This window comes from Candidatus Pantoea communis (assembly GCF_011752685.1).
GTDB classification, from domain to species: domain Bacteria; phylum Pseudomonadota; class Gammaproteobacteria; order Enterobacterales; family Enterobacteriaceae; genus Pantoea; species Pantoea communis.
Genome location: NZ_VWXC01000018.1, coordinates 17,176 through 31,948, shown reverse-complemented (window position 1 = coordinate 31,948; position 14,773 = coordinate 17,176). Strand labels below are relative to the sequence as shown.

At 55.0% G+C, this 14,773-nt stretch carries 13 protein-coding genes; 5 read left to right on the top strand and 8 right to left on the bottom strand.

Going from position 1 to position 14,773, the window contains the following annotated elements:
* Positions 1-11 precede the first annotated feature (11 nt).
* The gene (locus F3J37_RS20610) at positions 12-860 is read right to left on the bottom strand and encodes an MIP/aquaporin family protein (RefSeq protein ID WP_034823747.1); all 849 of its coding nucleotides are present in this window, start codon (positions 858-860) and stop codon (positions 12-14) included.
* 421 nt (positions 861-1,281) lie between these two features.
* Here F3J37_RS20610 and zapB point away from each other — a divergent pair, with 421 nt between their 5' ends.
* Entirely contained in the window at positions 1,282-1,521 is a 240-nt protein-coding gene (gene zapB / locus F3J37_RS20605) for a cell division protein ZapB (RefSeq protein WP_034823745.1), read from the top strand.
* 53 nt (positions 1,522-1,574) lie between these two features.
* On the opposite strand, the gene rraA is transcribed toward zapB, so the two are convergent.
* The 6 genes from rraA to priA form a co-directional block, all read right to left on the bottom strand.
* Positions 1,575-2,060 (bottom strand): ribonuclease E activity regulator RraA, encoded by a 486-nt coding sequence (gene rraA, locus F3J37_RS20600; RefSeq protein ID WP_034823742.1) that lies wholly within the window; start codon positions 2,058-2,060, stop codon positions 1,575-1,577.
* A gap of 153 nt (positions 2,061-2,213) precedes the next feature.
* Positions 2,214-3,551 carry an ATP-dependent protease ATPase subunit HslU gene (hslU, locus tag F3J37_RS20595; protein WP_166935420.1) on the bottom strand — a complete coding sequence of 446 codons (1,338 nt, stop codon included), beginning with the start codon at positions 3,549-3,551 and terminating at the stop codon, positions 2,214-2,216.
* Between the two features lie 5 nt (positions 3,552-3,556).
* Positions 3,557-4,093 (bottom strand): ATP-dependent protease subunit HslV, encoded by a 537-nt coding sequence (gene hslV / locus F3J37_RS20590; protein WP_071845580.1) that lies wholly within the window; start codon positions 4,091-4,093, stop codon positions 3,557-3,559.
* A 205-nt stretch (positions 4,094-4,298) separates the two neighbouring features.
* Positions 4,299-5,189 carry a cell division protein FtsN gene (gene ftsN / locus F3J37_RS20585; RefSeq protein WP_166935418.1) on the bottom strand — a complete coding sequence of 297 codons (891 nt, stop codon included), beginning with the start codon at positions 5,187-5,189 and terminating at the stop codon, positions 4,299-4,301.
* A 166-nt stretch (positions 5,190-5,355) separates the two neighbouring features.
* Entirely contained in the window at positions 5,356-6,399 is a 1,044-nt protein-coding gene (gene cytR / locus F3J37_RS20580) for a DNA-binding transcriptional regulator CytR (protein ID WP_034823733.1), read from the bottom strand.
* 167 nt (positions 6,400-6,566) lie between these two features.
* Positions 6,567-8,765, bottom strand: a complete 2,199-nt coding sequence (priA, locus tag F3J37_RS20575; RefSeq protein ID WP_166935416.1) for a primosomal protein N' — start codon at positions 8,763-8,765, stop codon at positions 6,567-6,569.
* Between the two features lie 355 nt (positions 8,766-9,120).
* Between priA and rpmE the strand changes: the two genes are divergently transcribed.
* On the top strand, positions 9,121-9,336 hold the full coding sequence (gene rpmE, locus F3J37_RS20570) for a 50S ribosomal protein L31 (RefSeq protein WP_021506837.1): 216 nt from the start codon (positions 9,121-9,123) through the stop codon (positions 9,334-9,336).
* A 76-nt stretch (positions 9,337-9,412) separates the two neighbouring features.
* Here rpmE and metJ read toward each other — a convergent pair whose 3' ends face one another.
* Entirely contained in the window at positions 9,413-9,730 is a 318-nt protein-coding gene (gene metJ, locus F3J37_RS20565) for a met regulon transcriptional regulator MetJ (RefSeq protein WP_034823729.1), read from the bottom strand.
* 277 nt (positions 9,731-10,007) lie between these two features.
* On the opposite strand from metJ, the gene metB reads away from it, so the two are divergent.
* From metB to metF, 3 genes are all read left to right on the top strand, one after another.
* Positions 10,008-11,168, top strand: a complete 1,161-nt coding sequence (gene metB, locus F3J37_RS20560; RefSeq protein WP_045815698.1) for a cystathionine gamma-synthase — start codon at positions 10,008-10,010, stop codon at positions 11,166-11,168.
* A 2-nt stretch (positions 11,169-11,170) separates the two neighbouring features.
* Positions 11,171-13,603 (top strand): bifunctional aspartate kinase/homoserine dehydrogenase II, encoded by a 2,433-nt coding sequence (locus F3J37_RS20555; protein WP_166935414.1) that lies wholly within the window; start codon positions 11,171-11,173, stop codon positions 13,601-13,603.
* Between the two features lie 216 nt (positions 13,604-13,819).
* Positions 13,820-14,716 carry a methylenetetrahydrofolate reductase gene (gene metF / locus F3J37_RS20550; RefSeq protein ID WP_166935412.1) on the top strand — a complete coding sequence of 299 codons (897 nt, stop codon included), beginning with the start codon at positions 13,820-13,822 and terminating at the stop codon, positions 14,714-14,716.
* The last annotated feature ends 57 nt before the right edge of the window (positions 14,717-14,773 follow it).

The following is a 14,773-nucleotide window of genomic DNA, read 5'->3' as shown; positions in this document are numbered from 1 at the left end:
AACGATGAAACTTACGCTTTACGCTGCTCAGCGCGTGCGACCGGTTTTTCTGTTTTGCTGGCTTCCGCCACGTTGACCGGCAGGTTACGGCCAATCAGTGAACGGTAACCGAAGGCTCCGAGGCAAGCACCCACCAGTGGGCCAAAAATCGGAACCAGGAAGTAAGGAATATCTTTGCCGCCGGTGAAGGCCACATCACCCCAACCTGCGATGAAGGCGAACAGTTTAGGACCGAAGTCACGCGCCGGGTTAAGTGCGAAGCCGGTGAGCGGGCCCATTGAACCACCAATCACGGCAACCAGCAGACCAATTAACAGCGGAGCCAGTGGACCACGTGGTACGCCGTTGCCGTCATCAGTCAGCGCCATGATCACCGCCATCAGTACCGCCGTAATCACCATCTCAACCAGGAACGCCTGACCGACACTGATGTGCGGGTTAGGGTAGGTTGAGAAGATACCGGCCAGATCGAGGCTCTGCACGCTGCCTCGCACCATTTGATGGCTGGCTTCATAATCAAAGAACAAATTGTAGTAGAGGCCATAAACCAGCGCCGCCGCACAGAAGGCACCGGCAACCTGCGCCAGGATGTAAGGCAGCACTTTGCGGCCTTCAAAGTTAGCAAACAGGCACAGCGCGACCGTTACCGCTGGATTTAAATGCGCGCCGGATACGCCCGCACTGAGATACACGGCCATGGAGACAGCAAGACCCCAGATAATACAGATTTCCCACTGACCGAATGCGGCACCAGCCAGTTTTAATGCAGCAACACAGCCTGCACCAAAAAAGATGATCAAACCGGTACCGAGAAACTCGGCGATGCATTGACCTTTTAGTGTGTTCGTTGTCTGACTCATAATGGCATTCCTGAAGCGAGGTTAAATTTTATCAGTTTTTGTTCTCAATCCATGAGTCACCCAGCTCTTATGTAGGGCTGATGTGAATTTATCGTTAACGAGCATAAACGAGAAATAGCGAAATCGAAATATGTGTACTCCGTCATAAAAATGCGCGTTTTCGCGTCTTTTACCTTTCTTTAAGGGCCATTAACCCTGCTTTACTTAAGTCCAATATCGTGACCGCGCGCAAAAATGCGCGATCGTGAGCGTTTTTTTAAGCATTAACTGAAAAGTGTTACAGACTGCCCGTGCAGGCCTTGTGTCGCTGGACTTGCGGGGTGTGGCTACATACAATCGGGACATCGTGGCTGGACGCACCATAACAAGGCAGTCCCAGCACCATCAACGCCTTGCAAGAGATTTAGGAGAGGTCATAAAGATGTCATTTGAAGTGTTCGAGAAACTGGAAGCGAAAGTACAGCAGGCGATTGATACCATCACCCTGCTGCAGATGGAAATTGAAGAGCTGAAAGATCAGAATAATACGCTGCGTAACGAAGCCAGCCAGGCTTCCGGCAACCAGGATGCACTGGTGCGTGAAAACCAGCATCTGAAAGAAGAACAGCACGTGTGGCAGGAGCGTCTGCGTGCACTGTTGGGAAAAATGGAAGAGGTTTAAGCGTCTATGCTTAAACCCATGACGGGTGCTGCGGCACCCGTTTTTGTTGAGGCTTACTCGATATCGAGGGCGTCTTCCGACAGAATGATGCCGGTGTTATCGGCATAAAGATGGTCTCCAGAGAAGAAGGTTACGCCGCCAAAGTTAACGCGCACGTCACTTTCGCCAATCCCTTCGCCCGCCGCACCGACCGGAATCGCGGCAATCGCCTGAATACCAATTTCCAGCTCTTCCAGATCGTCCACCTGACGCACTGAGCCGTAAATCACAAGGCCTTCCCACTCATTTTGCGCTGCCAGACGCGCCAGTTGCGCATCAACCAGAGCACGACGTACCGAGCCGCCGCCATCAATCACTAACACGCGACCCCGGCCATTCTCTTCCAGCAGATCGTAAAGCAGGCCGTTGTCTTCGAAACATTTCACTGTGGTAATTTGCCCACCGAATGAGGTGCGTCCGCCAAAATTGGAAAAGAGCGGTTCAACCACGTTCACTTCTTCATGGTAGATGTCACAGAGTTCGGAAGTATCGTATTTCATGAGGGTATCGTCTGTTTGCCACAGGAGCGGTAAGTATATCGCTATCTGACGATTGTTGGCAAAATCATCACCCGCTAAAAAAAGCGCTGCATCAATATCCTGCGTAAAAAAATGCCCGGCACAGTGGCCGGGCAGCGGATAACGATGTAACCCTTACAGAATAAAGCGGCTGAGATCTTCGTCGGCCACCAGTTCGTCCAGGTGTTTGCCAACGTAATCAGCATCGATGGTGATGGATTCGCCGTTGCGATCGCTGGCGTCATAGGAAATGTCTTCCATCAGACGCTCAAGCACGGTGTGCAGACGACGCGCACCGATGTTTTCAGTCGTTTCGTTCACCTGCCATGCGGCTTCGGCGATGCGACGGATGCCGTCTTCGGTGAAATCAACGTTCACGCCTTCAGTGCCCATCAGCGCTTTGTACTGTACGGTCACAGAAGCGTTTGGCTCCGTCAGAATACGTTCGAAATCATTCACGGTCAGCGCCTGCAGCTCTACACGAATCGGCAAGCGACCCTGCAGTTCTGGAATCAGATCTGACGGGCTGGCGACCTGGAACGCGCCTGAAGCGATAAACAGAATGTGATCAGTTTTCACCATGCCGTGCTTGGTGGACACGGTGCAGCCTTCCACCAGTGGCAGCAGGTCGCGCTGTACACCTTCGCGTGATACATCCGGGCCGCCCGCATTCTGGCCGCCGCGCTTACAGATCTTATCGATTTCATCAATGAACACGATACCGTGCTGCTCAACGGCTTCGATAGCGTCTTGCTTCAGTTCTTCTGGATTCACCAGTTTTGCCGCTTCTTCTTCAATCAGCAGCTTCATGGCTTCTTTGATCTTCAGCTTGCGCGCTTTCTGCTTCTGGCCGCCAAGGTTCTGGAACATCGACTGCAGTTGGCTGGTCATCTCTTCCATGCCTGGAGGCGCCATGATTTCAACACCGGCTGCGGATGCGGCCAGATTGATCTCAATCTCTTTATCATCCAGCTGGCCTTCACGCAGTTTCTTGCGGAAAGACTGACGGGCCGCAGAAGGTTCGGCAGTGTGCTCAGCCTGGCCCCAGTTATTTTTCGCTGGTGGGATCAGCACATCAAGAATGCGCTCTTCCGCCATCTCTTCGGCGCGGTATTTGTTTTTCTCGATGGCCTGGCTGCGCACCATTTTGATGGCAGAGTCGGTCAGATCGCGAATAATCGAGTCGACTTCTTTCCCCACGTAACCCACTTCGGTGAATTTCGTGGCTTCGACTTTGATGAAAGGCGCGTTGGCGAGTTTTGCCAGACGACGCGCGATTTCGGTTTTACCGACACCAGTCGGGCCAATCATCAGGATGTTTTTTGGCGTCACTTCATGACGCAGCTCTTCGTCGAGCTGCATGCGGCGCCAGCGGTTACGCAGTGCAATTGCCACGGCCTTCTTTGCGCCGTCCTGGCCGATGATAAAGCGGTTAAGCTCGCTGACAATCTCGCGGGGAGTCATCTCAGACATGATGTTTAGTCCTTAGCCTTAGACGGTAATTCTTCAAAGTTGATGTTGTGGTTGGTGTAAATGCAGATATCGCCAGCGATGTTCAGCGCCTTCTCAACGATATCGTGCGCACCAATGTCGGTGTTCTCCAGCAGGGCTCGAGCCGCTGCCTGGGCGTAAGGCCCACCAGAACCGATAGCAATCAGATCATTTTCTGGCTGGATCACGTCTCCGTTACCGCTGATGATCAGTGAGGAGTTCTCATCAGCTACCGCCAGCAGCGCTTCAAGACGGCGCAGCATGCGATCGGTACGCCAGTCTTTCGCCAGTTCGACCGCGGCTTTCACCAGGTGGCCTTGATGCATTTCCAGCTTGCGCTCGAACAGTTCAAACAGGGTGAAGGCATCTGCGGTGCCGCCAGCAAAACCAGCGATCACTTTGTCATTGTAGAGACGACGCACTTTCTTCACGTTGCCTTTCATCACGGTATTGCCGAGCGTAGCCTGGCCATCACCGCCAATCACGACTCGGCCGTTGCGTCGTACACTTACTATTGTTGTCACGGGCAGACCCCTTGTTGCAGTGGATAAGTAACTTCGCGCACAGAGCGCGAAGTATCATGCAACCAGATATGGGGTAGGTTTGGAGGGTTTCAACCCCGAGATTTGTCTTACTTGAAAGGGCAAGTGCATTAGTGAGGTGCGTTCACCCCTGTAACTTACTGATGCAAGCTCAGGGGATTCACGCACTTACCGCGAGGCGAATGACTTAAGGTAAAGCGAGAGGAATGCAGCTTCCGTGTCCGGAGCTGTGTAAGCGTTTGACCGTGCTGTCAGCGCTGCTGCGATCTTTAAACGGCCCGATTACCACACGATTCCAGCCACCGCTGGTGGTGATACGACTCTCGAAACCTTCAAAAGCCAGACCTGCGCGTACTGACTCCGCCTGGTCAGTGCCTTTGAACGAGCCACACTGCACCATCCAGCGCTGCGAAGCGGCTTTCTCTTCCGGTTTCGCTTTTGCCGTTTCCTGCGGTTTCGGCTGTTGCACTGGTTCACGCGTTATCGGCGCTGGCTGTTGTTGTTGACGCGTCGCCTGCTGTTGCTGCAACTGCTGTTGGCGCTGTTGCTGTTGTAACTGTTGCTGCTGGCGCTGCATCTGTTGTTGCTGCACTTGCACCTGCTGCTGACGTTGCAGAGTTTGCTGACGCTGTGCCGGAGTTTGTTCGTTCCACGGCACTTCGTTGAGCTGCGTCGGTTGCTGGCGCATATCAGCCTGCATCTGTTCCAGCAATTGGCGCTGCTCATCCGTCAGCTGTGTTTGTGATTGCACACCACCACCAGCAGACGGTTCAGTCGGCGTCGGCACGGTGATTTGGCGATTTTCCAGCTCTTTGATGTATTTCCAGCGCTCTTCCGGCTTTGGCGGAAGGCCGTTGCCGTTGGCTTTATGATTCGGAATGACCTCAGTCTCTTCTTTTTTATGATGAGAGATGAACCATAAACCACCGGCAAAGGTGACCAGCACGGCCACGGCCAGTACGATCATCAACTTTGACGTGCCGGAGCCGCCTTTGCTTTTCTTACTGCGGCCTGCAGCGGGTTTTTTGCGACGCGTCCCTGTTGAACGCCCGCGGCCTACATAATCTCTCTGTGCCACTTTCGTTCTGATACCCTTCAAAAAAATGCCAATGGGCGAAACCCTAAATTAAGACGGGTGTAAAAGTTCTGTTAATTGCCCGGCAACGAATGCGTCATGTTACTCAAGGGCTGGAACTTTGACCAGCAGAGTCTGCCTTCAGAATCCGCTGAAAATGCAGTGAAGCCTAGACCATTTTTCCCGTTTTTGTGGCGGGTGCGGTGCTTCCGCGCACGCGTAATTCCGCGTCGAGTAAACGTGAGCCGTTGTTGACGCGTTTGCCCTGCAGTTCATCCAGCAGCAGCAGCATCGCTTCGCGACCAATGGCAAATCGCGGCTGTGCAACGGTGGTGAGTGGGGGATCGTAATACTGCGCCAGTTCGATATCGTCAAATCCCACCACGGAAAGATCCTGCGGAATGCGCATGCCCAGCTTTCGTGCCTGATTCATTGCACCCAATGCCATCAAGTCGCTGTGGCAGAAAATGGCTTTCGGCGGCTGCGGTAAGCTCATCAACTGTTTCAGCGCACTGGCACCAGCTTCGAAGGTGAAATCACCGTGCACAATCATCGTGGGATCAATGGCGATACTGCTGCGGCGCAGAGCCTGAATGTAGCCTTGTAAACGATACTGGCTGAGCGGGATATGTTCCGGCCCGGTAATGCAGGCAATCTGGCGATGACCGAGTTGCAGCAGATGATTGACAGCTTCAAATGCCGCCGTCAGGTTATCAATATGCACGGTAGGCAGAGCCATTTCCGGGGCGAATTCGTTGCCCATCACCATCGGCGGCAGGTTACGCTGATCTTCAATTCCTGCATCGAACGGCAGTTGTGAACCCAGCAGCACCATGCCGTCGATTTGGCGCGTCAACATCAGGTTGAGGAAGGTTTTTTCCTGCTGATCCTGATGTGCGCAGTCGCCAATCAACACCAGATAGCCTTCCTGCGCCGCGGTGACTTCGACGCCACGGATGATTTCACTAAAGAAGGGATCGCAGATGTCCGGCACTATTACCAATATGGTTTGCGTTTCGCCGCGTTTGGCATTGCGCGCCAGCCCGTGTGGCGCATAGCCGACATCAATCACCGCTTGTTCTACTTTCTGCCGGGTGGCAGCCGAGACTTTTTCCGGGTTCATCAGCGCGCGAGAAACCGTGGCGGTAGAGACGCCGGCTTTCTCGGCCACATCTTTCATGGTAGCAGCAGATGAAGGTTGCTTCTGGTCCAACGTATAACTCCTGACGCGGTACAGCGCATTGATTTTCAGACATTGCCGGGCTTCAGCCGGGATGGGCACTATTGATAACCCAACGTCGGGTGAGGTTGTTACTTAATTTGCATAAAAATTGTGACTTGTGCGACTTTTTTCGATCTGGCTCGCAGATGTGATGCGGCCTAACTCTCGGTGGGGTCGATATCCAGTGTCCATTTGGTTTTGCGCGCGGCGGGCAGGGTGGAGATTAGCGGCAGCGAACTGCTCAGCAGCTGTTGCAGGCGTTTACGCGAAGGATGCTGTAGCAACAGTTGCCAGCGCCAGCGCCCACTACGTTTCGGTGCCAGTGCCGGAACCGGCCCCATTAACCACATGGCCTCATCTTTCAGCGGGCTGGCTTCGAGTAAATTGCGCAGCTGTGTGAGGAATTCCGCGGCCTGCGCATTGTCCATGTCTTCCGCGCGGAACAGCGCGTGGCTGGTCCACGGCGGCAGCTGAACCGATTGGCGCTCCAGCAAGGTTTCCTCGGCAAAGGCGAAATAGCCACGATGCAGCAACGTTTGCAACAGCGGATGCTCGGGATGGTGCGTCTGCAGCAGTACTTCACCCTGTTTACCGGCGCGCCCGGCGCGCCCGGCCACCTGGGTATAGAGTTGAGCAAAGCGTTCGGCGGCGCGGAAATCGGCGGAGAATAAGGCGCCATCGACATCCAGCAGGGAAACCAGCGTCACGTCGGGGAAATGGTGCCCTTTTGCCAGCATCTGTGTGCCAACCAGAATGCGGGCACCGCCGCGATGCACATCCGCCAGATGCTGCTCCAGTGCACCTTTGCGGCTGGTGGTATCGCGATCAATGCGCGACACCGGTACGCCGGGAAAGAGTGTGCTGAGCTGCTGCTCAAGCTGCTCTGTACCGACGCCGACCGGCATCAGGTGTGTGGAACCGCAACCCGGACATTGATTGGGCAGCGGGCGCTGGCTGTCGCAGTGGTGGCAGCGCAGCTGACGATGATGCTGATGCAGCGTGTAATAGCTGTCGCAGCGTTGACACTCTGCCAGCCACCCGCAGTCGTGGCACATCAATGCAGGCGAGAATCCGCGGCGGTTGAGGAACAGCAATACCTGATTATCGGCCTGCAGGTGCTGGCGCATTTTGCCCAGCAATGCGGGCGCGAGCCCACCCTTAAGCTGCTGGCCTTTAAGGTCGATTAGCTGTTGCAGTGCCGGTTTGGCGTTGCCCGCGCGTTTGGTAAGATTGAGCTGTCGATACTTGCCGACGCGCACATTGTGCAGCGTTTCCAGCGCCGGTGTGGCAGAACCCATCACAATCGGGATATCTTCTTCGTGAGCGCGAAACACTGCCAGATCGCGCGCCTGATAGCGCCAGCCTTCCTGCTGCTTGTACGAACTGTCGTGTTCTTCATCAATAATGATTACCCCCGGACGCGCCAGCGGTGTGAACAGCGCGGAACGCGTACCGATGATAATCGCGGTTTCGCCACTGCGCGCACGCAGCCATACCGCAAGACGCTCACTGTCATTGAGTGCCGAGTGCAGCACATCGATCGGCGCATCGAAGCGTTCACGGAAGCGTGCAATAGTTTGCGGTGTCAGGCCGATTTCCGGCACCAGTACCAGCGCCTGTTTGCCGCGCGCCAGCACATTCTCTAGCACGCTGAGATAGACTTCGGTTTTGCCCGAACCGGTAATGCCTGCCAGCAACCACGCTGCATAATGATCATCTTCGCTGCGCATCGCGCCGACGGCCATCGCCTGATCGGTATTGAGACGCAGGCGATCGCCCTTCACTGCAAAGGTGGTGCGCCAGTCGTGCATCTGCGGTGCGTGTTCACGCAGATCGCACAGACCTTTGGCACGCAATGATTGCAGCGCGGCGTCAGTCAGATCCTGTTCACTGACCTGATGGCGATAGAGAGGTTGCTGGCGCAGTGCCGCTAAAGCTTGCTGCTGCTTGGGTGCACGCTTCAGGCTTTCCATGGCCACTTCGCGTCCGGCGTCGTTGACCACCCACTGCCACAACGGCGTTTCCTGCGCCGGTTTGCCCTGACGCAGCAGCACAGGTAGAGCATGGTTGAGCACCTCGCCGAGCGGCGAATGGTAATAGCTGGCGGCCCAGTTAAGGATGCGCCACAGCGCCGGTGAAAACAGGCTTTGATCGTCCAGCACGCTCTCCAGCGGTTTGAGCTGAGTCAGAGGCAGGTCGCTGGTTTCCTTTACAGCCACCACGATGCCGATCATTTTACGATTGCCAAACGGCACGCTGACGCGCGCGCCCACCACCGGCTGCGCCGCATCGGCGGGCAGAAGGTAGTCAAACAGGCGAGGCAGCGGAACGGGCAGGGCAACCTGAACTACGGGCATGTCGATCTCTATCCGGTACTGTAATAAGGAGAAGTAGTGTACACGCTGATGCAACCCTCGTCATACTTCACGCCACCGCCACCGCCACCGCCACCGCCACCGCCACCGCCACAGCGCATAGACACATTGGCTGCGCACGCTCTTTCCATCAGATGGAGTGGAATGAGGACGTTCACTGCCTCCCAGTGGCTCAGAGAATAAACAGCTGATATTTGCCTGGTGCGGTCAATTTCTGTATACTATGCCGCCTTTGATGAGATGACTTGTCAAAGATACACTTAATTATTAACCGCGTGTGGTGCTGTGCAGGTTCGCCTGGCACGGAGAGCGACACGGCCTTTTATGAGGTTCTCCCATGAAACAAGGTATTCACCCGAAATACGAAGCTGTGACCATCACCTGCTCTTGCGGCAACGTGATCAACACCCGTTCAACCATGACTGGTACCCTGAACCTGGACGTGTGCGGCAAATGCCACCCGTTCTACACTGGTAAGCAGCGTGTTGTTGATTCTGGTGGTCGTGTTGATCGCTTCAACAAGCGTTTCAGCATCCCAGGCAGCAAGAAATAAGATTATTTGCCATCGAATCTTCGGATTCGGCAGCAAGAAAAAACCCAGCCTTGGCTGGGTTTTTTTGTTTCTGGACTCAGTATTCCCAGGTGTCGGGATCGATGCCCATCTCACGCATAATCTGCTTAGCTTCTTCCGGAATCTCATCGCTACGTTCTTTGCGCAAATCGACATCATTTGGCAGCGGCTGCCCGGTGAAAGCATGCAAAAAGGCTTCGCACAGCAATTCGCTATTTGTGGCATGACGCAGGTTATTCACCTGACGGCGCGTGCGTTCATCCGTTAAAATTTTCAGCACTTTCAGCGGGATAGAAACTGTAATCTTCTTAACCTGCTCGCTCTTCTTGCCGTGTTCAGCGTAAGGGCTGATATATTCGCCGTTCCATTCAGCCATGGGTTACCTTAATCAATAAAAGTTGAATATGGGGAAATCCGTTGATTATGCCCGATTTTTCGATGCCTGACCGCTTAAACTGCCGGTTTTATGCTTACGCATCGCTTTTCACAGGAAAGCGCGCTGAACACCAGGCGATGACGCGTAATTTTAGCGGGTATTGATGATTTGCTCAATCTATACGCAAAGACATTTAGATGTCCAGATGTATTGACGTCTATGCGCTGAATGTTATCCTGTTGCCACTTCTTATTACACTTCAGGAACAGTAAGCACCATGACGCGTAAACAGGCAACCATCGCAGTACGCAGCGGTTTGAATGATGACGAGCAATATGGCTGCGTTGTCCCACCGATTCACCTCTCCAGCACCTACAACTTCCTCGACTTTAATGAACCGCGTGCACATGACTACTCACGTCGCGGTAACCCCACGCGTGATGTGGTACAACGCGCGCTGGCAGAACTGGAAGGCGGTGCGGGCGCGGTATTAACCAATACCGGGATGTCAGCGATTCATCTGGTGACCACCGTGTTCCTGAAGCCGGGCGATCTGCTGGTTGCCCCACATGACTGCTACGGCGGCAGCTATCGCCTGTTCGACAGCCTGAGCAAACGCGGTGCTTATCGCGTGAAATTTGTCGATCAGGGTGACAAAGCCGCGCTGGCAGCCGCGCTGGCCGAGAAACCCAAACTCGTGTTGGTGGAGAGCCCAAGCAATCCGCTGCTGCGCGTGGTAGATATCGCCGGCATTTGCCAGGCGGCGCGTGCAGCGGGTGCGATCAGTGTAGTGGATAACACCTTCCTGAGTCCGGCATTGCAAAATCCGCTGGCGCTGGGAGCCGATCTGGTTATCCACTCTTGCACCAAATACCTGAATGGTCACTCGGATGTGGTGGCCGGAGCGGTGATTTCTAAAGATCCGGCGATGGCCACGGATCTTGCCTGGTGGGCGAATAATATTGGTGTAACCGGCGCAGCGTTTGATAGCTACCTGCTGTTGCGCGGTCTGCGCACGCTGGCGCCGCGTATGGCGGCAGCGCAGCGTAATGCGCTGGCGATTGTTGATTACCTGAAGCAACAACCGCTGGTGAAAAAACTGTATCATCCGTCTCTGCCGGAAAATGCCGGACATGAGTACGCGGTGCGTCAACAACGTGGCTTTGGTGCGATGCTCAGCTTTGAACTTGACGCTGATGAAGCGCGTCTGCGCCGCTTCCTGAAAGCGCTGCAGTTATTCACGCTGGCGGAATCCCTGGGTGGCGTGGAGAGCCTGATTTCGCATACTGCGACTATGACGCATGCCGGCATGTCTGCGGAAGCGCGCGCGGCAGCGGGTATTTCAGAAACGCTACTGCGTATTTCTGTCGGAATTGAAGATCACGAAGATTTAATCGCCGATCTGGATAATGCATTCCGGATCGCAGCCGAGGAGTAAGCATGACAAGTTCAGCAGGCGCGGGAACGCCGAACAAGCAGTTGCATAAATTTGGTGGCAGTAGCCTGGCGGATGCACGTTGTTATCAACGTGTCGCCAGCATCATGGCGGATTACAGCCAGCCAGGCGATTTAATGGTGGTCTCTGCCGCAGGCAGCACCACCAACCAGCTGATTAGCTGGCTTAAACTGAGCCAGAGCGATCGCTTATCTGCCCATCAGGTGCAACAAGCTTTACGCCGTTTTCACGGCGAACTGATCGCTGCGCTGTTGCCTGTTGAATTTGCTGAAACGCTGACCGCTGCCTTTATTCGCGATTTAGAACGTCTGGCGGCACTGCTTGACGGCGCTATCACCGATGCGGTGTATGCCGAAGTGGTGGGGCACGGTGAAATCTGGTCGGCACGCTTGATGGCGGCAGTGCTGAGCCAGCGTGATATCGAGTCTGCATGGCTGGACGCGCGTGACTTTCTGCGTGCCGAACGTGCTGCGCAGCCACAGGTCGATGAAGGCAAGTCCTGGCCATTGCTACAGGCGCTGCTGGCTCAGCATCCTCATAAGCGTTTGGTGGTAACCGGCTTTATCAGCCGCAGCGACGCCGGCGAAACGGTGTTACTGGGTCGCAATGGTTCGGACTACTCAGCCACGCAGATCGGTGCGCTGGCAGGCGTAAACCGTGTCACCATCTGGAGCGATGTGGCCGGTGTCTATAGCGCCGATCCGCGTAAAGTGTCCGACGCCTGCTTGCTGCCTTTACTGCGCTTAGATGAGGCCAGCGAGCTGGCGCGTCTGGCCGCACCGGTATTGCATACACGTACGCTGCAGCCCGTGTCGAATAGCGATATCGATCTGCAGTTGCGTTGCAGCTATCAACCTGAGCAGGGCTCAACGCGCATTGAGCGCGTACTGGCTTCCGGTACCGGCGCGCGTATTGTCACCAGCCACGACGATGTGTGCCTGGTAGAGATTCACATCCCAGAAAACCACGATTTCAAAACGCAGCAGAAAGAGATCGATCTGCTGCTGAAGCGTGCGCAACTGCGTCCGCTGGCGATGGGTGTCCATCCCGATCGCCGTTTGCTGCAACTCTGCTACACCTCCGAAGTGGTGAACAGCGCATTCAATTTGTTGCAGGACGCTGCGCTGCCGGGTCATCTGCAACTGCGCGATGGCTTAGCGTTGGTGGCGTTGGTCGGCGCAGGCGTGACGCGTAACCCGCTCCATAGCCATCGTTTCTGGCAACAGATCAAAGACCAGCCGGTTGAGTTTGTCTGGCAGTCAGAAGATCACATCAGTATTGTTGCCGTACTGCGCGTAGGACCGACGCAGCACCTGATTCAGGGGCTGCACCAATCATTGTTCCGCGCGGAAAAGCGCATCGGTCTGATGCTGTTTGGTAAAGGCAATATCGGCTCACGCTGGCTGGAGTTGTTTGCCCGCGAGCAGGAAGGCTTATCGGCGCGTACCGGCTTTGAGTATGTGCTGGCAGGCGTGGCGGATAGCAGTCGTAGTTTGCTGAGCTACGAAGGTCTGGAAGCCAGCCGTGCGCTCGCCTTTTTTGATGACGAAGCCGAAGAACGCGATGAAGAGTCGCTGTTCCTGTGGATGCGCGCCCATCCGTTCGATGATTTAGTGGTGCTGGACGTCACCGCCAGCGCACCGCTGGCACAGCAATATCTTGATTTTGCCAGCCACGGTTTCCATGTCATTAGCGCGAACAAAGTCGCAGGCGCATCCAGCAGCCAGAGTTGGCGGCAGATTCGTGATGCGTTCGCCAAAACCGGTCGTCACTGGCTATATAACGCCACGGTAGGCGCAGGATTACCGGTGAACCATACGGTGCGCGATCTGCGCGAAAGCGGCGACAGCATTCTGGCCATCAGTGGTATTTTCTCCGGCACGCTGTCCTGGCTGTTCCTGCAATTTGATGGCACCGTGCCGTTCAGTGAGCTGGTGGATCAGGCCTGGCAGCAAGGTCTCACCGAACCCGATCCGCGCGTAGATCTGTCGGGGCAGGATGTGATGCGCAAGCTGGTCATCCTGGCGCGTGAAGCCGGTTATGACATCGAGCCGGATCAGGTGCGTGTTGAATCGCTGGTGCCGTCGGATTGCGAAGAAGAATCGATTGACCACTTCTTCGAGAATGCCGACGAGTTGAATGACCAAATGCTGCAACGCTTTGAAGCGGCGCAGGAGATGGGCCTGGTGCTGCGCTATGTGGCACGTTTCGATGCCAACGGAAAGGCCCGTGTGGGGGTGGAAGCGGTGCGTCCGGAACACCCGCTGGCTTCACTGCTGCCGTGCGATAACGTGTTTGCCATCGAAAGCCGCTGGTATCGTGATAATCCGCTGGTGATCCGCGGGCCGGGCGCCGGCCGTGATGTGACAGCTGGTGCGTTACAATCGGATATCAATCGCCTCGCACAACTGCTGTAGTCTGCCTTGCAACGCAGACGGTGCCCGCCGTCTGCGCTTTTCACCCTCTCCGCGAACATGAAACTCTTTCAACTTGATTGAATATTTGTCACGCCTGTACATTAATTTTAAGTTGACGCTAACGCGCTAATGGTTCATTTTGTGCATCTGGACGTCTAAACGTATGGATGTTCGCAGGCCGCAAGTTAATCGATATGTGACGACGAGGTAATCTGGATGAGTTTCTTTCACGCCAATCAGCGCGAAGCGTTGAACCAAAGCCTGGCTGAGCTGAACGGGCAAATTAATGTCTCTTTTGAATTTTTCCCGCCTCGCACCAGTGAAATGGAAGAAACCTTGTGGAGTTCGATTGATCGACTGAGCATCCTGAAACCGAAATTCCTCTCTGTCACCTACGGTGCGAACTCTGGCGAACGCGACCGTACGCACAGCATCATTAAAGGCATTAAAGAGCGCACCGGCCTGGAAGCGGCTCCTCATCTGACCTGCATTGATGCCACGCGTGATGAGTTACGCACCATCGCGCGCGATTACTGGGATAACGGTATCCGTCACATCGTGGCCCTGCGCGGCGATTTGCCTCCGGGCAGCGGCAAGCCTGAGATGTACGGTGCTGATTTGGTCGCATTACTAAAAGAAGTGGGCGATTTTGATATCTCCGTGGCGGCTTATCCAGAAGTGCATCCCGAAGCGAAAAGTGCACAGGCAGATTTGATTAACCTGAAGCGTAAAGTCGATAACGGTGCCAATCGCGCCATCACGCAATTCTTCTTTGATGTTGAGAGTTACCTGCGTTTTCGCGATCGCTGTGTCGCCGCAGGCATTGATGTCGAAATTGTGCCGGGCATTTTGCCGGTATCGAACTTTAAGCAGCTGCAGCGCTTTGCCACCATGACCAACGTGCGCGTGCCGGGCTGGATGAACGCGATGTTTGCCGGACTGGATGACGATCCAGAAACCCGCAAAATGGTCGGCGCCAATATCGCCATGGACATGGTGAAAATCCTGTCACGCGAAGGGGTGAAGGATTTCCACTTCTACACGCTGAACCGCGCAGAATTGAGTTACGCCATCTGTCACACGCTGGGTGTGCGTCCGACCTTAACGAACTGATTTTATTAAATAGAATTATGAGGGGGCCAATGTGCCCTCTTTTCATTGGCACCATGT